This is a genomic window from Halopseudomonas pelagia CL-AP6, from assembly GCF_000410875.1.
Classification (GTDB): Bacteria; Pseudomonadota; Gammaproteobacteria; order Pseudomonadales; family Pseudomonadaceae; genus Halopseudomonas; species Halopseudomonas pelagia.
Genome location: NZ_AROI01000006.1, coordinates 150,593 through 168,925 on the forward strand (window position 1 = coordinate 150,593; position 18,333 = coordinate 168,925).

Below are 18,333 nucleotides of genomic sequence, written 5' to 3' on the forward strand. Positions count from 1 at the left end.
CGTTAGTCACCGGCCAGATGCCAGCAGGATTCACCTAGCGCCACACCCATGGCCGCAAACCTGCGTTCCACAAAAACGATGCCGCCCTGCTTATCCATTTTTAGCAGACTGCTGGCACGGGTCCCGTAGTCTTCACCCAAAATAAAGGTGGCTGACAGTCGTCGCTCCCACTCCAGGCTGACTCCGGTTTGGGGTAGCTGCTGATCGGGGTAAGTCTGAGTGTCGCTTAACAGGTCCAGCAATACATCGGCACCAGCGTTCAAATTGTCGGCCAGCTTGGCCCGCAGTCGTTGCAGTTTGGGCCAGTCGCTGTCCAGTGATGCATTGGATAGCCCGTATATCCCTGGCGGCAACTGCTGCAACTGATTTGTCTGGCTATTGAGATACCAAAGCTGCTGAAGGTCACCGACCAACAAATTGAATCCGGCATAATCGTCGCGCCTGGATTGCAGTTGCTGTAGGTAGTCCTTCGGCGTTTCTTTGCCGGCCAGGTAGTCCAGCGCCAACGCACCACGTGACTGTGGACCCTTATGGGCTCCAGGTGCACGGATGTTGGTTAGTGCCGCGAATCGGCCAGCCCGTGTGACTCCGAGCCAAGTACCCCCAGCGTCCAGATCCTTGCCCGCGAGCAGGTCCGGCTGGCCTTCTGCGGTCCAGAAGCCGGCTGCGCGAGTGGGTCTGGCATGGAACTCGTCCCGATTTCCCAGCAGGATGAGCGGGTAATCGCCCGTTTGCCAGGCAAAAGCCATCAGACACATAGTGGTTCCCCCCTGTTATTCGCCTAGTGTACGGATTTTTTGTCCGAGGCAGTGGCCCGTGAGGCCCATTGAAAGCGATAACAGGCACGTTCGACCGCAGTGTGAATGTGGCCATGGGATGACTTTCCTGGCACTCATCGGCGCTGGTTTCGGCTACACTAGCGGCCTGTCTGGCTAGGCTGATGAGATTCAGCGAGCAGCCATTGAAGCGGGGGTAAGTGTGGAGTTTCTGATTTATCTGGTACTGGGTGGGTTCGCTGGCACGTTGGCGGGTTTGTTCGGTGTGGGCGGAGGCATGATCATAGTGCCGGTGCTGGTTTACAGTTTCACTCTGCAAGGATTCGCGCCCGAGGTACTTACGCATATGGCGGTGGGTACTTCGCTGGCAACCATCGCCTTCACCTCTGTTAATGCCATTCGCGCGCATCATCTCAAGGGCGCGGTTCGGTGGCCGCTATTCATCTGGATGGCGCTAGGTATTGTTTTTGGTACCGTACTGGGAGCGCTGACCGCTGCGGTAATTCAGGGTCCCGTGTTGCAGAAGATCATCGGCGTATTTGCCATTGCCGTGGCAATCCAGATGGCTTTTGATCTACGGCCCAAGGCGACATCCGCTGTGCCAGGTAAGCCCGCACTGACCGTCGCTGGTGGGGTCATCGGCTGGGCGTCGGCGATCTTCGGTATTGGGGGTGGCTCGCTTACCGTGCCTTTTCTGGTCTGGCGCAGCGTGCCCATGCAGCAGGCAGTGGCCACTTCATCGGCTTGTGGCTTGCCTATCGCATTGGCCGGTGCGGCGAGTTTTATCTGGACCGGCTGGGCAGTGACTCCTCTGCCAGCCTGGAGCGTCGGGTATATTTATCTGCCGGCTATGATCGGTATTGCCGCTACCAGTATGCTATTCGCCGGTTTTGGCGCGCGTCTGGCACATCGGCTGTCGCAACAATTGCTCAAACGGCTGTTCGCCCTGCTGTTGCTGGGTGTGGGCATCAACTTTTTAATGTAGGGAGCGTTAATGCTGGCTTATCCGCAGATTGATCCGGTGGCGTTGTCCCTCGGCCCTATTCAGATCCATTGGTATGGCTTGATGTATCTGATTGGTATTGGCGGCGCCTGGTGGCTGGCGAGCCGCAGGGTGAATGCTTTTGATCCGAGTTGGAGCAGTGAGAAACTCTCGGATCTAGTGTTTTGGGTTGCCCTGGGTGTCATCGCTGGCGGTAGGCTTGGTTATATCCTGTTTTACGATCTTGCCTCCTATACCAACGATCCGACATTGATCTTCCAGGTCTGGAAGGGCGGCATGTCGTTTCATGGCGGCTTGCTCGGCGTATTGCTGGCGGTCTGGTGGTTTGCCCGGCGTAATGGCAAGCGCTTTTTTGAGGTGATGGACTTTGCCGCGCCCATGGTGCCGATTGGCTTGGGTGCCGGCCGCATAGGCAATTTCATCAATGCCGAGTTGTGGGGCAAGGCAACCGAGGTGCCCTGGGCTATGGTCTTCCCCACCGACCCGCTGCAGCTAGCCAGGCATCCATCGCAGTTGTATCAGTTCGCGATGGAAGGGGTGGCGCTGTTCATTATTCTCTGGCTGTACTCGGCCAAGCCGCGGCCAACCATGGCAGTCAGCGGACTCTTCGGTGTGTGCTACGGCATCTTCCGCTTTCTTGCCGAGTTTGTTCGCGAACCGGATGCGCATCTGGGTTATTTGGCGTTCGGCTGGCTGACTATGGGGCAGGTACTTTCCTTGCCGATGATTCTGATAGGCGCCGCGATGATGGCGTGGGCTTACCGTAACGGAGGCGTAAAGCGTGAAACAGTATCTTGATCTGATGCGCCATGTGCGTGATCACGGCACCTTCAAAAGTGATCGGACCGGGACCGGCACCTACAGCGTATTTGCTCACCAGATGCGCTTTGATCTGGCCGACGGCTTCCCCTTGGTGACTACCAAGAAATGCCACCTTAAATCCATTATCCATGAGCTGCTATGGTTTCTTCAGGGCGACACCAATATCGCTTACCTGAAGGAACATGGCGTGTCGATTTGGGACGATTGGGCGGACGAAGAGGGTAATTTGGGGCCGGTTTATGGCTACCAGTGGCGCTCCTGGCCAGCGCCCGATGGCGGGTCGATCGACCAGATCAGCAAGGTGCTGGAGATGATTCGCAGCAACCCTGATTCCAGACGGCTAATCGTGTCGGCCTGGAATCCTGCCCTGGTTGATGAGATGGCGCTGCCACCATGCCATGCCCTGTTTCAGTTCTATGTGGCGGATGGCAAGCTTAGTTGCCAGTTGTACCAGCGCTCCGCCGATATTTTCCTCGGCGTGCCGTTCAATATTGCCAGCTATGCGCTGTTGACGCTGATGGTCGCTCAAGTTTGCGGTTTGCAGCCAGGCGAGTTTGTTTGGACCGGTGGTGATTGCCATCTTTACGCTAATCATATGGAGCAGGCGGAACTGCAGCTCGCACGCGAGCCCTTCCCGCTACCCCGGATGCAGCTCAATCGGCAGGTTACCGATCTGTTTGCTTTTACCTTTGATGATTTCACCCTGGAAGGCTATCAGGCCCATCCCCACATCAAGGCGCCGGTGGCGGTATGAGCCATGCATCTAAGCCGCGCTTGGCGTTGATCGCCGCGATGGGCCTCAATCATGTGATCGGGCGAGACAATCAGTTACCTTGGCATTTGCCGGAAGATCTCAAGTATTTCCGCAGTATGACCTGGGGCAAGCCCATCATTATGGGGCGCAAGACCTTTGATTCGTTGGGGCGTCCGCTACCAGGGCGGACCAATATAGTCGTCAGCAAGCAAAGTGGTTTGCAGCTCCCCGGTGCCTGGCTGCACGCCAATATAGACGATGCCTTGCAGCAGGCCGAGCGTCAGGCGGCCCTGGACGGGGCAGACGAAATTATGATCATTGGTGGGGAGACGCTTTACCGGCAGACGCTGGAGCGGGCTGATCGCTTGTATCTGACGCTAGTAGAGGCTGAGCCGTCGGGCGACGCCTGGTTTCCGGCGGTCGATCTGGCGCAGTGGCACTTGGTCGACGAGCGAGTGGTGCCGGGCACGGCGGATTATCCGGCCCATCGTTATCAAGTATTGGACAGAGTCAAAGGCTGACCCATAACGTCTTCAAGCGGGCGTGGTCTGCCGATCCAGTAACCTTGCAGGAAGTCGCCGCCCCAACTGGATAATTGCTCGGCTGTCTGGGCATTTTCCACGTAGTTGGCGGTGATTTGTTTGTTCATACCGTGTGACAGGTTGATCAGATTGCGCAGGTAGGTAGCGTAGTCGTCATCATCGACCATTTTTCGTGCGTCCAGCTTGATGCCGGTAATCGGTAGCCGTGCCAGATAACTCATCGCACCGTACTCCTCGCCAAAATGATCAAGCCAGATATCCACGCCCAGAGAAGCCAGGGATTTACACAGCTTTTCTGCCTGGCTGGCGTGCTTTAACAGCGCATCTTCGCGCAGCTCGAGCTGAATCACGTTGGCGGGCACGTTGTTTTTGACCAACAGTTGGCGAAGTTGGTCGGCAAAACGCGGTTGCTTTAGTTCTCGATCGCTGAGGTTGATCGACAGACGGCAATCCACTCCAGCATTGCGCCATTTCATCACTGCTTCTAGCGCTTTACCAATGACCCAGTGACCCATGGGCAAAATCAGACCGCTGTGTTCCGCCAACTTCAGAAAGGCATCCGGCGTGAGTAGCCCCAGCGTCGGATGTTGCCAGCGTAATAAGGCCTCCCAGGCGTGGGTATCGCCATTGCGTGTATCCACTATAGGTTGAAAGTGCAGGCGAAACTGACCCTCTAGTAAGCCGTGGCGCAGGCCTTGCTCAATATCCAGGTTATGCTGAGTTTGCGCATCTTCTTCCGGGCTGTAAAAGCTGTAACCGTTGCGGCCGCCGGCTTTGGCCCGATATAACGCTTGGTCGGCGTTATTCAGCAGTTCAGAAGCGCTACTGCCATGCTGCGGATGAGTGGCAATGCCGACGCTGGCGGAAATAAGCAAATGATGGCCGTTCAGCGTGATCGGTTCGCTCAGCGTATGAATAATCTTGCTGGCGATCAGCGCGGCATCGTTTGGGTCGTGCAGGTCGGTCAGCAATGCGACGAATTCGTCTCCACCGATTCGGGTGATCATATCGAGATCACGCATGCTGCGCCGCAGGCGGTTGGCAATCACCGCTAGCAACAGATCGCCCAGCCCGTGACCGAAGCTGTCGTTGATCTGCTTGAAGTAATCCAGGTCGATATACAGCAGCGCAAAAGCGGTATGACTGCGCTTGCTGCGCAGCAGCAGCCGGTCAAGCTCCTCTTCGAGCATGGCGCGATTGCCCAGCCCCGTCAGCGGGTCCTGCTTTGCTTGTTGGGCCAGTTTGCCGCCGCTCTGTCGGCGGAATCCGGCATGTTCCAAGGCGCGCCGCAGTCGGTCTGACGTCAGCTCGGAGCGCAGCAGGATGTCGTCTGCGCCATCATGAATGGCCATGCTGTCGTGCTCTGGAGCGCGGGCATCGCTGACCAACAGGCACAAGGTGTCATTGGCGACGCGTCGCACGTCGCGTAACAGGGACAGATCATTGGGGATAAGGCAGGCGCTAAAGTTACCATTGGCCAGACGATTGATTGCTTCCTGCGGACGTGTGCACACCTCGACGGCCAGTGGGGCATCGTTTTCGGACCGGCAGAATGCGAGCAGTTGCTCGCGTTTGACCGGATCCATTTCAACCAGCAGCAGTTTGCTTGCAGTTGTGTCCATCGGAGTCCATGCCCGGCAGAGAGGAACGCCGCGTAGTACGCCCCATGTTGCGATTATGTTAACGCCATCACAGTTTCCGCACAGCATTAGGGAGTGGCGAACGGCCAGTTTGTCCGACCAATGGTATGACTGTTGATTAAATCAGACGTTCGATTGACTATTTTTTTGTTGCCAAGATGGAGTGACATTATTATGGCGCAGTATTTGACTGCTAATTAGCGTCAAGCCCAGGCCAATAGCTATCTGCCGGCGCCGGGAGCTGACAGTGCACTGCGCAAATAACCCTTTTCAGGAGGCTGCCAGGAGGGCATGCATCCGAGCCACAACGCTCGCGCGGGTGACTCGGATACATGGTAAAGATACAGGTACAGCGCTCACATTCTTGCAGATTTCGAGCAGCAACTGCCCTCAGCCATCGAGCATGGCCTTGTCGCGGACAGCGCCTTTGTCCGCGCTGGTGGCCAATAGGGCATAGGCCTTCAACGCGGTCGTTACCTTGCGTGGGCGCTGCTCTACCGGTTTCCAGCCTTTCTTGTCCTGCGCGATACGGCGCTGTGACAGTTCTTCGTCGCTCACCAGCAAGTTGATGCTGCGGTTGGGGATATCAATTAGTACCCTGTCGCCTTCTTGTACCAGGCCAATGGCGCCGCCCGCAGCGGCTTCTGGCGAAGCGTGACCAATGGACAGGCCCGAGGTGCCGCCGGAGAAGCGTCCGTCGGTTAGCAATGCACAGTCCTTACCCAGGCCCTTGGACTTCAGGTAGCTGGTCGGGTAGAGCATTTCCTGCATGCCAGGACCGCCCTTGGGGCCTTCGTAGCGAATAATGACGATGTCGCCAGCCTTAACTTCGTCGGCGAGAATGCCCTTGACGGCGGTGTCCTGGCTTTCGTAAATCTTGGCGTTGCCTTCAAACACGTGGATGGACTCATCCACGCCAGCGGTTTTCACCACGCAACCGTCCTGGGCGATATTGCCATAGAGCACAGCCAGACCGCCTTCGGCAGAATAGGCGTGTTCGACGCTGCGAATACAGCCATGCTCACGGTCCAGATCCAGCGTATCCCAGCGGGTAGATTGGCTGAACGCGGTCTGGGTCGGGATGCCTGCGGGCCCGGCCTTGAAGTAGGTATGTACGGCTTCGTCTTCAGTCTGGGTAATATCCCATTCGGTGATCGCCTGCTCCATGCTCGGGCTGTGCACTGTCGGCAGATCGGTGTGCAGCAAGCCGCCGCGGGCCAGCGAACCGAGGATGCTGAAAATACCGCCGGCGCGGTGCACGTCTTCCATATGGTACTTCTGAATATTCGGCGCGACTTTGCACAACTGCGGCACCTGGCGTGACAGGCGGTCGATATCGCGCAGGTCGAATTCGATTTCACCTTCCTGAGCCGCGGCCAGCAGGTGCAAGATGGTGTTGGTCGAGCCGCCCATGGCAATGTCCAGGGTCATGGCATTCTCGAACGCCTTGAAGTTGGCGATGCTGCGCGGCAACACACTTTCGTCACCGTCGGTGTAATAGCGTTTGCACAGCTCGACTATGGTGCGCCCAGCGCGCAGGAACAACTGCTCGCGGTCGCTGTGTGTGGCCAGCAACGAGCCGTTGCCGGGCAGCGCCAGGCCCAGTGCTTCAGTCAGGCAGTTCATCGAGTTGGCGGTGAACATGCCCGAGCAAGAACCGCAGGTCGGACAGGCGGAGCGCTCGTATTCGGCGACTTTCTCGTCTGAGCTGTTTTCATCAGCGGCGACGACCATCGCATCGACCAGGTCCAGGCCGTGGCTGGCGAGCTTGGTTTTGCCCGCTTCCATCGGGCCGCCGGAGACAAAGACCACAGGTACGTTCAGGCGCAGTGCGGCCATGAGCATGCCGGGGGTGATCTTGTCGCAGTTGGAAATGCACACGATCGCATCGGCGCAGTGGGCATTGACCATGTATTCCACCGAGTCGGCAATGATCTCGCGCGAGGGCAGGGAGTAGAGCATGCCGTCGTGGCCCATGGCGATGCCATCGTCCACGGCAATGGTGTTGAATTCCTTGGCCACGCCACCGGCGCGCTCAATTTCGCGTGCGACCAACTGGCCCATGTCTTTCAGATGCACGTGGCCGGGTACGAACTGGGTGAAGGAGTTGGCCACCGCGATGATGGGTTTCTTGAAATCCTCGTCCTTCATGCCGGTGGCGCGCCACAGCGCGCGGGCGCCAGCCATGTTGCGGCCAAAGGTGGATGTTTTTGAGCGGTAATCGGGCATGGGATAATCTCGTTGTGCGTTGCAATCAGCCAAGCATACCAAGTTGGCGATAAGCATGCAGCCCACGCCGGCAGATGGCTGCACGGCGCGGCTGGCAGAAGGGTCTAAAGCGTCTTTTCGAAGATCTTTGAGTTGCGCTGATAGTTATACAGCGAGGCGCGCTTGATCGGCAGACGTTCGACAGAGCTGGGCACGAAGCCGCGCTCACGGAACCAGTGTGCGGTTCGGGTCGTGAGCACGAACAGGGTGTCCAGTTTCATCATTCTGGCCTGGGATTCGATATGCGCGAGCAATTGGTCGCCGCGGCCGCCGTGCCGATAGTTCGGGTCGATCGCGACGCAGGCCAGTTCGGCCGCGCTGGAGTCGTCCAACGGGTAAAGGGCGGCGCAGCCGATGATCATATTGTCGCGCTCGATCAGGGTGAACTGGCCGATTTCGGTTTCCAGTACCTCGCGCGAGCGGCGCACCAAAATGCCCGCTTCTTCCAGCGGGCGTAGCAATTCGATCAGGCCGCCGACATCCTCGATGGTCGCCGTGCGGATCTGCTCGAAGGCTTCCTGGGTGACCAGCGTGCCGCCGCCGTCGCGGGTAAAGAGCTCGGTCAGCAGCGCGCCATCGTCGCAAAAGCTGACGATATGACTGCGTCTCACGCCCTTGTCACAGGCCTTGCAGGCGGCTGCCAGCAGTGAGCCGGGAAGGCTATTGCCGAGAATGTTGAGTAGGGGTTGGGCGCGGGTGGGTTTGAGTTCGCGCAATAATTGCCCATCGGCATTGACGATGCCTGCTTCGGGGCCAAAGAGGATCAATTTGTCGGCTTCCAGTGCGGCTGCGGTGCTGGTGGCAACGTCCTCACAGGCCAGGTTGAACACTTCCCCGGTGGGCGAGTAGCCCATCGACGACAGCAGTACGATGGACTGCTCGTCCAGATGCCGGCTGATCGCCTTGCGGTCAATACGCCGCACTTCACCGGTATGATGAAAGTCCACGCCGTCGACCACGCCGATGGGTTTGGCCGTAACGAAGTTGCCACTCACCACGCGCAGACGCGAGCCTTGGCCAGATGCGGTAGGTGCTGTACACAACTGTGCTTCGATGGCGATGCGCAGGCTGCCCACCGCATCCATCACGCACGCCAGGGTGTCGCTGTCGGTAATACGCAGGTCTTTATGGTAATGCGAGCTGAGGCCGCGGGCGCTCTGGCGCTCCTCAATCTGCGGCCGCGAGCCATGCACCAACACCAGCCGCACGCCCAGACTGTTAAGCAGCATGATGTCGTGGACGATATTGCTGAAATTCGGGTGCGCCAATGCTTCGCCAGGCAGCAACACAACAAAGGTGCAATCGCGATGGGTATTAATATAGGGCGTCGAGTGGCGGAACCAGTTGACGTAGTCGGTCATGGGTGGCAGTCCGGGCAAAACAGCAGTTTAGGGACTTTGCTGGACCCGCTTCAAGCGCTGATTGCAATCGTTGCTCGCAGGGCTATGCCCATCCCTGCGATTCCAGGCAAGATAAGCCATGTTCTACAACCAAGAGAGAGCCCTGTGAGTCCTGATTCGATTGAGCGCCCCGTTCCCTTTGTCACTGTCAGCAGCCCGGAAGAAGCGGTTGAGCGATTGGCTGCATTGTACCGCCAGGCTACCGGCGCGCTGGGTCTGGCATTGCAAGCCTACCTGCAGGATCGCACCCGACCAGATGCTGACCAGTTGGCCATGTACCGGTATCCAGAGTTACGGCTAACCTACCGTTGCAAAGAGGATGTACCGCCCAGTGTGCGCGCCTACGCCAAGGTGCAGGTGCCGGGCACCTACAGTGTGACGGTAACCCATCCGGAAGCCTTTCGTCCTTATCTGCTGGAGCAGTTGCGGCCCTTGATGAACGATTTCACCTTGCAGATCGAAGTGGGGTTGAGCGAGCAGGCCATCCCCTATCCCTATGTAGTGGAGCAGGGTGATGAGCTGGCGGGTTCTGGGGTTACTGCGGGTGAGTTGGCCCGGGTGTTCCCCAGTACCGATCTGTCGGCGGTCACCGATGGCACGGTCGACGGCTTGCTCGATTGGGAGCAGCTTGACCCCATGCCGCTGGCGCTGTTCGATGCGGCGCGGGTGGATTTCTCGCTACGCCGCCTGGTGCATTACACCGGTAGCGATTGGCGCCATGTGCAGCCGTGGATCCTGCTGACCAACTATCACCGTTACGTGGACCAGTTTGTGCGTCACGGGTTGGATATGCTCCAGGGCGACTCGCGTTTTCAGCGCATGATCATGCCCGGAAATATTATTATCGAACGGAGCATGAGTGCTGAGCAGATGCAGGCGCTGGTCGATACCGTGGTCTGGCACCGCTACCAGATGCCGGCCTATCACCTGCAGGCCAATGATCGAGATGGCGTGACTCTGGTCAATATCGGCGTCGGACCGTCCAATGCGAAGAATATTACCGATCACCTGGCGGTGCTGCGGCCGCATTGTTGGCTGATGATCGGCCACTGTGGCGGGCTGCGTCAGTCGCAGAGCATTGGCGACTACGTGCTGGCTCATGCCTATATGCGCCGCGACGGCATTCTCGATCGGGTGCTGCCGCCGAATATTCCGCTGCCGGCGTTGGCTGAAGTGCAAATGGCCCTGCAGGAGGCCGCCGCGACAGTGACGGGTGAACGGGGTGACGACTTGAAGCGGCGTCTGCGTACCGGCACCGTGCTGACTTACGATGACCGCAACTGGGAGCTGCGCTGGGCGCAGGAGCGGCCGCTGATCAACCAGGCCAGGGCCATTGCCGTGGACATGGAAAGCGGCACTATTGCTGCCCAGGGCTACCGTCTACGGGTGCCCTACGGCACGCTGTTGTGCGTCTCGGATAAACCGCTGCACAGCGAGATCAAGCTGCCTGGCGCCGCGGGTGCCTTCTATGAGCGCGCCGTGACCCAGCATCTGCACATAGGCATCGCCGCGCTAGATCTGCTGCGCAGTCAGCTGAACTCACTGCATTCACGCAAGCTGCGCAGCTTTGACGAGCCACCTTTTCGCTGAGCAAATCGCCGGTTACAGACAGAATTTTTCGATCAGGCCGCGCAGAATCTTCACTGTCGGGTCGATTCGGTCCATCGCCAAGTACTCATCGGGCTGATGGGCCTGGTCGATATCGCCTGGGCCGAGAATCAGCGTCTGCAGGCCGATCTGATTCAAGTACGGGCCCTCGGTGGCAAAGGCTACACTGCCAGCGCTGTAGCCGGTCAGTTGCTCACAGGCTTTGACGATCGCCGCATCGGCCGGGGTGTCCAGCGGCGACACGCCGGGGAACAGCGGTTTGAAACTGATCTCGACCTGGCGTTCGGCGGCGATGATCAGCAGGCGATCGTTGATATCCGCTCGCAGAGCGTCCGGATCCATGCCGGGTAACGGGCGAATGTCGAATTCCAGCGCGCACTTGGCGCAGATCCTGTTCGGGTTGTCGCCGCCGTGAATACAGCCCAGGTTTAAAGTCGGGGTCGGCACGCTGAACAGCGGGTTGCTCCAGCGCTTTTGCCATTCTGCGCGCAGCGCCAACAGGTCACCGATCACCAGGTGCATAGCCTCCATCGCATTGCGACCCAGCGACGGGTCGGATGAGTGGCCAGCCTGTCCGGTAATATCGACCCGCTCCATCATAATGCCCTTGTGCACGCGGATCGGTTTAAGGCCAGTCGGCTCGCCGATGACGGCATGCCGGGCGTGGAACAGGTCACTGGCCACCAGTGCCTGCGCGCCGCTCATTGAGCTTTCCTCGTCGGCGGTGGCGAGGATGATCAGTGGTTGTTTGAACGGCCGCTCGGCGTACGCCTTGAGCGCTTCGATCACCAGCGGAAAGAAGCCCTTCATGTCGCAGCTACCCAGGCCGTACCAACGGCCGTTCGCTTCGGTCAGCTTGAACGGGTCATGCTGCCAGCGCTCCGGGTTGCAGGGGACGGTATCGGTGTGTCCGGCCAGCACCAGCCCGCCGGGACCAGAACCAAGTATGGCAATCAGATTGGCCTTGCCCGGCTCATGCGGAATGTTCTGAATAGTGCAGGTGAAACCCAGCTCGCCCAGCCACTCGGCCAACAGGTTGACCACGCCCAGATTGGATTGATCCATATCGGCCTGGGTACAACTGATGGAGGGGGCTTTGAGCAGCGCGTCGAATTGCGCCCTGAGGGAAGGGATGGCCATTGAAAACTCCTGGCGGCGTAAGCGGTCGATCAATGTTCGACCAGCTTACGCTGCCAGGTAGTCAGCGTCAGCCGAAAATCCAGGTGAGAATAAAGAAATACGCAATGGAGAAGCCGGCGCCGGCTGGCAGGGTGATCAGCCAGGAGCTGAAGATGGTGCCAATCACGCGCAGATTCAGCGCGCCAATACCGCGGGCAATACCGACGCCCAATACTGCACCGACCAAGGTATGGGTGGTGGAAATTGGCAGGCCGATACCCGAAGCGCCCACCACGGTGATCGCCGTGGCCAGCTCGGCAGCAAAGCCGCGGCTGGGGGTCAGCTCGGTGATATGCCGGCCGATGGTGGCAATCACCCGGTAACCGTAAGTGGCCAGACCAATGACAATGCCGATACCGCCGATCAGCAACACCCAGCCAGGCACAGGCGACTGGGCGAGAACATCACCGGTGTGTAATACGCCGACAATCGCCGCCAGCGGACCGACTGCATTGGCCACATCGTTGGAGCCGTGGGCGAAGGCCATGGCGCAGGCGGTGAAAATCATCAGTACGGCGAAAACCTTCTCCACGCTGGCAAAGTGAAAGTCTTTATCCGCTTCCGGATCGGCCTTGACGCGGGTCAGCAATAGTACGCCAAGGGCTGTCACCAGCAGGCCAATAACAATTGCCAGGCCAAAGCTCTGCAGCGGGCTGAAATCCAGACCTACATGCTTGAGGCCCTTGGTGACCGTCATTAGGGTAACGAAGAAGCCGACAGCGAACATATAGAAAGGCACGTACTTTTTGGCGTTCTCGAAGGGTTTTGCAGTATCCAGGATCAGCTTATGCACGCTCATGAACACCAGGAAAGCAACGAAGCCCGACAACGTGGGTGAAATAACCCAGCTGGCGACGATAGGCGCTACACCGCTCCAGTTCACCGCTTCCATGGATACGCCAACGGCACCAAAGCCGATGACTGCGCCGATGATCGAATGGGTGGTGGATACCGGCCAGCCTTTCATCGAAGCAATAAACAACCAGGTGCCGGCAGCCAATAGAGAGGCAAGCATGCCGAAGACCATCTGGTCGGGACTGATCATGTCCGAATCGATAATGCCGCTACGGATGGTCTGCGTCACCGAGCCGCCAGCGAGATAGGCGCCGAGGAATTCGAAAACGATGGCGATCAGAATCGCCTGCTTGATCGTCAGTGCGCGTGAGCCGACGGAGGTACCCATGGCATTGGCGACATCATTGGCGCCGATGCCCCAGGCCATGAAGAAACCGAAAAGGCAGGCCAGTATCAGCAGGATCGTGCCGTATTCTGCAATCAGGGTCATGGTGACAGTACTCTGTTTGGGTGCATTTCAAAGCGGTTATAGCTGGCCACTAGCGGGCCATAAGTTGTTCCAGGCGGTTTCCTACGCGTTGGGCACGGTCTGCCACGTCACCGACCCATTCAATGATCTGATACAAAAACATGACGTTGATAGGTGGTAGATCCTTCTCCAGTTTGAACAGGTCCGAGCGCAGCTTGATCTGCAGGGTGTCGGTATCGTGCTCGATGCGGTCAAGCTCCTCGATCAGGTTTTCCACCAGTGTTACTTCACGGCCGGCAAAACCCGTTTCCAATAGTTCGTCCAGCTCGTTCATGGCTTTCAGCGCTTGAGCGGCGGCGTCCACCGAGCGCTGTACAAAAAACTTGAACGAGTCCTGTATCGGTTCGGGAATAGCCATCTGCCGGCCGAGCATCAGCCCGGCTATATCCTTGGCCCGATTGGCGACTTTGTCCTGTACACTGAGCAGCTCCAGCAGGTCCGAACGGGGTACTGGCAGGAACAGACTCTTGGGCAGGTGAATCCGAACATCCTTTTTCAGTTTGTCGGCATCACGTTCCAGTTGCGATATCTGCAACTGCAGCCGTTCCGCCTCAACCCAGTCATTGGCGATCACGGCATCGATAAAGGGCACCAGTTGCGCGGCACACTCGTGGGCCTTGCCAATATGCTGCTGCATGGGTCCTATCGGCGAGCGACCGAACAGATTGAGAAAAGGATTGCTGGGCATGGGGCCTCCGATGCGGGTTCGAGCCGCGAATTATAGGGGCTGAAATCCCGGTCGTCATTAAAACGACACGGTGCTGTCACAAATTAGCCATTTTTCTTCGGGTGCGGCCCGCGAGCCGACCTGTTTATTGCGAGAGTCATTACATGGTCAAAGAAACCGAAATCAAGTTGCGCGCCACACCCGAGACACTGGCGGCGGTGCAGCAGCACTCCTTGATCAAGGCCCGTCAGCAGGGCGAGTGGGTCCAGGGCACGCTGTACAATCAGTATTTCGACACGCCTGCCCGCGACCTGGCGGCGGCCAAAGTGGCATTACGTTTGCGGCGCGACGGTGAACAATTCATCCAGACATTGAAAAGCCGTGGTCAAAGTGTAGCCGGGCTTTCCGAGCGTAACGAATGGGACTGGCCCTTGGATCAGTCGGAACTGAACCTGGCATTGCTCGACGACAGTTGCTGGCCTGAGGCCTTGGCCAACCTGGACAAGGCGCTGCTGCAGCCGGTATTCACCACCGATTTCCAGCGCACCAAAGTGTTGCTCAGTTGGGAACGTGAGGGGGATGTTGTCGAAGTAGAGGCGGCGCTGGATCAGGGCCGGGTGATAGCGGGGCCTGGCGAGGAAGCGATCTGTGAACTGGAGCTGGAGATTCGTCAGGGTCCGGCTGCGGCACTGCTGGAGCTGGCGCTGGAGTTGAGTGCCGATCTGCCGTTGATGCCCTGCGATATTAGCAAGGCCGAGCGAGGCTATCGTCTGTTCGACGCAGGCAGTTATGACCTGCGACTGAATAGCGTTGAATGGCACGCAGAAACTACAGTAGATCAAGTGATTGCCGGCGCTGGCACGCAACTGCTGGGGCATAGCCAACGGCTTGCCGAACAATACCGGCACGCCGGAAAGTGGCGGCTGTTTCGTGAGCTGACGGTGACCCTGACGGCGTTGCGTGCTTCCTTCGGGGTGTTTGATCTGGCGTTGCCGCGCTCATCGGTGCAGGACTTCGTTCAGCCTTTGGATCAATTACTGGGTCAGTTCAAGCCGTTAGTGCTCGCTGGGTGGGCGGATGACGAGACGGGCCAACAGGCCCGAGAGCAGGCCGCCCAGGTGTTTGATCAGGCCATCAATGACCCTGCCTGGGGCAAACTGTTTATCGGGCTGGCGCTATGGCTCCAGCGTCGGGGTTGGACGTTGAATCGGCCACCCAAGGGCCAGCGCATTGGTGCATTGAGTTTGCCGCGCTGGTTGCTGGCAGCGGTTAGCAAGGAGATTCAGGAACTCAAGGTGCCGCATACCAATGACCCGGACTCTGCGGTCAGTATCTGGATGGACCAACAGCCCCGATTGGCTCGTTTGTATTATTTACTGTCGGGTTTTCGCGGTTTTTTGCAGGTCCCCGAGCCGGACCGCCTGTTCGGCGAGCTGAATAAATTGCAGGCCCTTCTCGAGCAGTATCCACAGGTGGAGGAGGAGCAGCGTCCGCTGTTGATGGATGCCTTGCGCAAGCAGGGTCAGCGGTTGCGCAAGCTCAACGCTTGGCGTGAATTGAACGGCTGATCGCGCTAATCTGATCGCGATAATGGATTGCCCTGGGGGATTGGATGAGAAAACTGGCCGACCTGGCGCTACCGGGATCTGACCGACCGCTGGACTTGGCGGATTTGCTCAATGTGCTGGTAGAGCAGGGGCGTTTGACCCAGGAGACGGCCGAGCAGTTGAGTATGCTGCGCCGCGCCGCGACGGGTGAAACGGCCAAGTTGCATCCGCTGGAGTTTATTGCCGGGCAAGCACCCGATGATCTCAATCGGCCGGGCAAGAAGCTCGATCTGGACTCTCTCAGCCGTTGGCTGGCGGTGGAAGCTGATCAGCCCTTCTATCGCATTGACCCGTTGAAGATCAATGTGGCAGCAGTGATTCCGCTGATGTCTTTTGCCTTTGCCCAGCGCCACCGGATCCTTGCGCTGGAGCTCAACGAGCGCGAGGTCGTCATTGCCAGCGCTCAGCCATTTGTCAGTAGTTGGGAAGCCAACCTGGTACATGTGCTCAAGCGCGAGATCAAGCGCGTGGTTGCCAACCCGGCCGACATTCAACGTTACTCGGTCGAGTTTTATCGTCTCGCGCGGTCGGTGACGGGCGCCAATGCCAGTGATCAGAAAAACAGCGCGATTGGTAACTTCGAGCAATTGCTGAATCTGGGCAGTATGGGCCAGGAACCGGATGCCAACGATGCGCATGTGGTCAATATCGTTGACTGGCTGTTTCAGTACGCCTTCGAGCAGCGCGCCAGTGATATTCATATCGAACCGCGTCGCGAGTCCGGCAGCGTGCGCTTTCGTATCGATGGCGTGCTGCATACGGTGTATCAATTTCCGCTGCAGGTGGCCATTGCCGTGGTCAGCCGCCTGAAGACTCTAGGGCGCATGAACGTGGCGGAAAAACGCAAGCCACAGGACGGGCGGATCAAGACCAAGTCGCCGCAGGGCAACGAAATCGAGTTGCGCCTGTCGACCTTACCGACTGCGTTTGGCGAAAAAATGGTCATGCGGATTTTCGATCCGGATGTGCTGTTGCGTAGCTTCGATCAACTGGGCTTCTCCGCTGAAGATCAGCGCCGTTGGCAATCCATGGTCCATCAACCCAACGGCATCGTGCTGGTGACCGGGCCGACTGGCTCTGGCAAAACCACCACGCTGTACACCACGCTCAAGCAGTTGGCGACTCCGGAAGTGAATGTCTGCACCATAGAAGACCCGATCGAAATGGTCGAAGACAGCTTCAATCAGATGCAGGTGCAGCACAATATAGAGTTGGATTTTGCCGGTGGCGTGCGCGCCTTGATGCGCCAGGATCCAGACATCATCATGGTCGGTGAGATCCGTGATCTGGAAACCGCGGAAATGGCCATCCAGGCTGCGCTCACCGGTCACTTGGTACTATCGACCCTGCACACCAATGATGCACCCAGCTCGGTCAGCCGTCTGATCGAGCTGGGTGTGCCGGCGTACCTGATCAAAGCGACGGTGCTGGGGGTGATGGCGCAGCGCCTGGTACGCACCCTGTGCCCGCATTGCAAGGAGCCGGCACCGGTAGATGAAGACGCCTGGAAAGAACTGACCAAACCCTGGAATGCGCCTTTGCCGACCCAGGCGCACCGACCCGTTGGCTGCCCGGAGTGCCGTGACACCGGTTATCGTGGCCGCGCGGGGGTGTATGAATTGATGCTGCTCAGTGACACGGTCAAGCCACTGGTGCAGGCCGATATTGATCTGAATGCCTTGCGCCGTCAGGCTTACAAGGAGGGTATGCACAGCCTGCGGTTGTCCGGCGCGCAGAAAGTCGCCGCCGGCCTGACTACCATCGAGGAAGTGCTGCGGGTCACGCCCACCAGTCAGCAGGCTTGAGCTGGTGCGACCCCGCGCCTAGAATGCCGCCGATCCCTGAACGGAACCTGCCATGAATTATCGTCATAGCTACCATGCCGGCAATCACGCCGATGTGTTCAAACACGCCATTTTGCTGCGCATGGCGCAGTTGCTGCAACGCAAGGACGCGCCTTTTTGCTACCTGGACAGCCACGCCGGCACAGCGCTGTATGATTTGCATGGCGAGGCGGCAGGCAAGACCGGCGAGTATCTCGACGGTATTGCCCGGCTATGGGGGCGGGATGACCTACCCGAGATGATTCAGGACTATTGCCAGGTGGTTGCCAGGCATAATCCGGATGGCGACTTGCGCTATTACCCGGGCTCGCCGCAGTTGATCGCTGACACCTTGCGCCCGCAGGATCGGATGATCCTCAGTGAACTGCATCCGGAGGATGCCGCCATCCTGAGCGCGCATTTTTCCGGCGCACCGGAAGTGGCAGTGCATCAGCGCGACGGGTATGAATTGGCCAAGGCGTTTTTGCCGGTGGCAGAGAAACGCGCGCTCTGGCTGCTGGATCCGCCTTTTGAAAAAGCCGATGACCTCGCGCGCTGCCTGAAGGCCATGCAGATCGGCATACAACGTATGCGCCAGACCGTTATTGCGCTCTGGTATCCGATCAAGGACGAGCGGCTGCTGCGGGACTTTTACCGGCAAGTGGCCAGCTCCGGTTTGCCCAAGGTCCTGCGCGTTGAACTGAACGTACGTCCGGCCGATAACAGCATGGGCTTGAACGGCTCAGGATTACTGCTGGTCAATCCACCCTGGCCGTTGTGGGAGGAGTTGGAGGTGGTGTTGCCTTGGCTGGCAGATACGCTGGCTCAGTCTGGATCCGGTGGGTTTCGGATGGATTGGCTGGTAGGGGCGCCCTGAGGCGTCCCTAACTAAAAAACGCTTTCGCGGCCAGGCGGCCGTT

General features: G+C 58.5%; 15 protein-coding genes. 8 read left to right on the plus strand and 7 right to left on the minus strand.

What is annotated here, in order from left to right:
- Positions 1-2 precede the first annotated feature (2 nt).
- Positions 3-758 (minus strand): NRDE family protein, encoded by a 756-nt coding sequence (locus K787_RS0105160; RefSeq protein WP_022961728.1) that lies wholly within the window; start codon positions 756-758, stop codon positions 3-5.
- Between the two features lie 220 nt (positions 759-978).
- On the opposite strand from K787_RS0105160, the gene K787_RS0105165 reads away from it, so the two are divergent.
- The 4 genes from K787_RS0105165 to K787_RS0105180 are packed head-to-tail and all read left to right on the plus strand — an operon-like array spanning position 979 to position 3,876.
- The gene (locus tag K787_RS0105165; protein WP_022961729.1) at positions 979-1,761 is read left to right on the plus strand and encodes a sulfite exporter TauE/SafE family protein; all 783 of its coding nucleotides are present in this window, start codon (positions 979-981) and stop codon (positions 1,759-1,761) included.
- A 9-nt stretch (positions 1,762-1,770) separates the two neighbouring features.
- Complete coding sequence (gene lgt, locus K787_RS0105170) at positions 1,771-2,577, plus strand: prolipoprotein diacylglyceryl transferase (protein ID WP_022961730.1); 807 nt, start codon at positions 1,771-1,773, stop codon at positions 2,575-2,577.
- Entirely contained in the window at positions 2,561-3,355 is a 795-nt protein-coding gene (locus tag K787_RS0105175) for a thymidylate synthase (protein WP_022961731.1), read from the plus strand. Before lgt ends, K787_RS0105175 begins: the two co-directional genes overlap by 17 nt.
- Entirely contained in the window at positions 3,352-3,876 is a 525-nt protein-coding gene (locus tag K787_RS0105180) for a dihydrofolate reductase (RefSeq protein WP_022961732.1), read from the plus strand. The genes K787_RS0105175 and K787_RS0105180 overlap by 4 nt, the downstream gene beginning before the upstream one ends.
- Here K787_RS0105180 and K787_RS22280 read toward each other — a convergent pair.
- From K787_RS22280 to argA, 3 genes are all read right to left on the minus strand, one after another.
- Entirely contained in the window at positions 3,849-5,519 is a 1,671-nt protein-coding gene (locus K787_RS22280) for a putative bifunctional diguanylate cyclase/phosphodiesterase (protein WP_022961733.1), read from the minus strand. The genes K787_RS0105180 and K787_RS22280 overlap by 28 nt on opposite strands.
- A 408-nt stretch (positions 5,520-5,927) precedes the next feature.
- Complete coding sequence (ilvD, locus tag K787_RS0105190; protein WP_028614611.1) at positions 5,928-7,766, minus strand: dihydroxy-acid dehydratase; 1,839 nt, start codon at positions 7,764-7,766, stop codon at positions 5,928-5,930.
- A 104-nt stretch (positions 7,767-7,870) separates the two neighbouring features.
- Positions 7,871-9,166 (minus strand): amino-acid N-acetyltransferase, encoded by a 1,296-nt coding sequence (gene argA / locus K787_RS0105195; protein WP_022961735.1) that lies wholly within the window; start codon positions 9,164-9,166, stop codon positions 7,871-7,873.
- A gap of 159 nt (positions 9,167-9,325) precedes the next feature.
- Here argA and amn point away from each other — a divergent pair, with 159 nt between their 5' ends.
- Positions 9,326-10,795 carry an AMP nucleosidase gene (amn, locus tag K787_RS0105200; RefSeq protein ID WP_040640829.1) on the plus strand — a complete coding sequence of 490 codons (1,470 nt, stop codon included), beginning with the start codon at positions 9,326-9,328 and terminating at the stop codon, positions 10,793-10,795.
- A 12-nt stretch (positions 10,796-10,807) separates the two neighbouring features.
- On the opposite strand, the gene argE is transcribed toward amn, so the two are convergent.
- The 3 genes from argE to K787_RS0105215 form a co-directional block, all read right to left on the minus strand.
- Complete coding sequence (argE, locus tag K787_RS0105205; protein ID WP_022961737.1) at positions 10,808-11,953, minus strand: acetylornithine deacetylase; 1,146 nt, start codon at positions 11,951-11,953, stop codon at positions 10,808-10,810.
- Between the two features lie 67 nt (positions 11,954-12,020).
- Positions 12,021-13,277: an inorganic phosphate transporter gene (locus tag K787_RS0105210; protein ID WP_022961738.1), complete on the minus strand. Its 1,257-nt coding sequence runs from the start codon at positions 13,275-13,277 to the stop codon at positions 12,021-12,023.
- A gap of 49 nt (positions 13,278-13,326) precedes the next feature.
- Positions 13,327-14,004, minus strand: a complete 678-nt coding sequence (locus K787_RS0105215) for a TIGR00153 family protein (protein ID WP_022961739.1) — start codon at positions 14,002-14,004, stop codon at positions 13,327-13,329.
- Between the two features lie 143 nt (positions 14,005-14,147).
- Here K787_RS0105215 and K787_RS0105220 point away from each other — a divergent pair, with 143 nt between their 5' ends.
- The 3 genes from K787_RS0105220 to K787_RS0105230 are packed head-to-tail and all read left to right on the plus strand — an operon-like array spanning position 14,148 to position 18,290.
- The gene (locus K787_RS0105220) at positions 14,148-15,551 is read left to right on the plus strand and encodes a CYTH domain-containing protein (RefSeq protein WP_022961740.1); all 1,404 of its coding nucleotides are present in this window, start codon (positions 14,148-14,150) and stop codon (positions 15,549-15,551) included.
- Positions 15,552-15,595: 44 nt separating this feature from the next.
- On the plus strand, positions 15,596-17,395 hold the full coding sequence (tfpB, locus tag K787_RS0105225; RefSeq protein WP_022961741.1) for a type IV pilus assembly ATPase TfpB: 1,800 nt from the start codon (positions 15,596-15,598) through the stop codon (positions 17,393-17,395).
- A gap of 52 nt (positions 17,396-17,447) precedes the next feature.
- Positions 17,448-18,290: a 23S rRNA (adenine(2030)-N(6))-methyltransferase RlmJ gene (locus tag K787_RS0105230; RefSeq protein WP_022961742.1), complete on the plus strand. Its 843-nt coding sequence runs from the start codon at positions 17,448-17,450 to the stop codon at positions 18,288-18,290.
- Positions 18,291-18,333: the final 43 nt, after the last annotated feature.

Coding starts and splice junctions, on each gene's coding strand:
- K787_RS0105160 (WP_022961728.1), bottom strand. CDS start 758: ATGTGTCTGATGGCTTTTGCCTGGCAAACGGGCGATTACCCGCTCATC.
- lgt (WP_022961730.1), top strand. CDS start 1,771: ATGCTGGCTTATCCGCAGATTGATCCGGTGGCGTTGTCCCTCGGCCCT.
- K787_RS0105180 (WP_022961732.1), top strand. CDS start 3,352: ATGAGCCATGCATCTAAGCCGCGCTTGGCGTTGATCGCCGCGATGGGC.
- K787_RS22280 (WP_022961733.1), bottom strand. CDS start 5,519: ATGGACACAACTGCAAGCAAACTGCTGCTGGTTGAAATGGATCCGGTC.
- ilvD (WP_028614611.1), bottom strand. CDS start 7,766: ATGCCCGATTACCGCTCAAAAACATCCACCTTTGGCCGCAACATGGCT.
- argA (WP_022961735.1), bottom strand. CDS start 9,166: ATGACCGACTACGTCAACTGGTTCCGCCACTCGACGCCCTATATTAAT.
- argE (WP_022961737.1), bottom strand. CDS start 11,953: ATGGCCATCCCTTCCCTCAGGGCGCAATTCGACGCGCTGCTCAAAGCC.
- K787_RS0105210 (WP_022961738.1), bottom strand. CDS start 13,277: ATGACCCTGATTGCAGAATACGGCACGATCCTGCTGATACTGGCCTGC.
- K787_RS0105215 (WP_022961739.1), bottom strand. CDS start 14,004: ATGCCCAGCAATCCTTTTCTCAATCTGTTCGGTCGCTCGCCGATAGGA.
- K787_RS0105220 (WP_022961740.1), top strand. CDS start 14,148: ATGGTCAAAGAAACCGAAATCAAGTTGCGCGCCACACCCGAGACACTG.
- tfpB (WP_022961741.1), top strand. CDS start 15,596: ATGAGAAAACTGGCCGACCTGGCGCTACCGGGATCTGACCGACCGCTG.
- K787_RS0105230 (WP_022961742.1), top strand. CDS start 17,448: ATGAATTATCGTCATAGCTACCATGCCGGCAATCACGCCGATGTGTTC.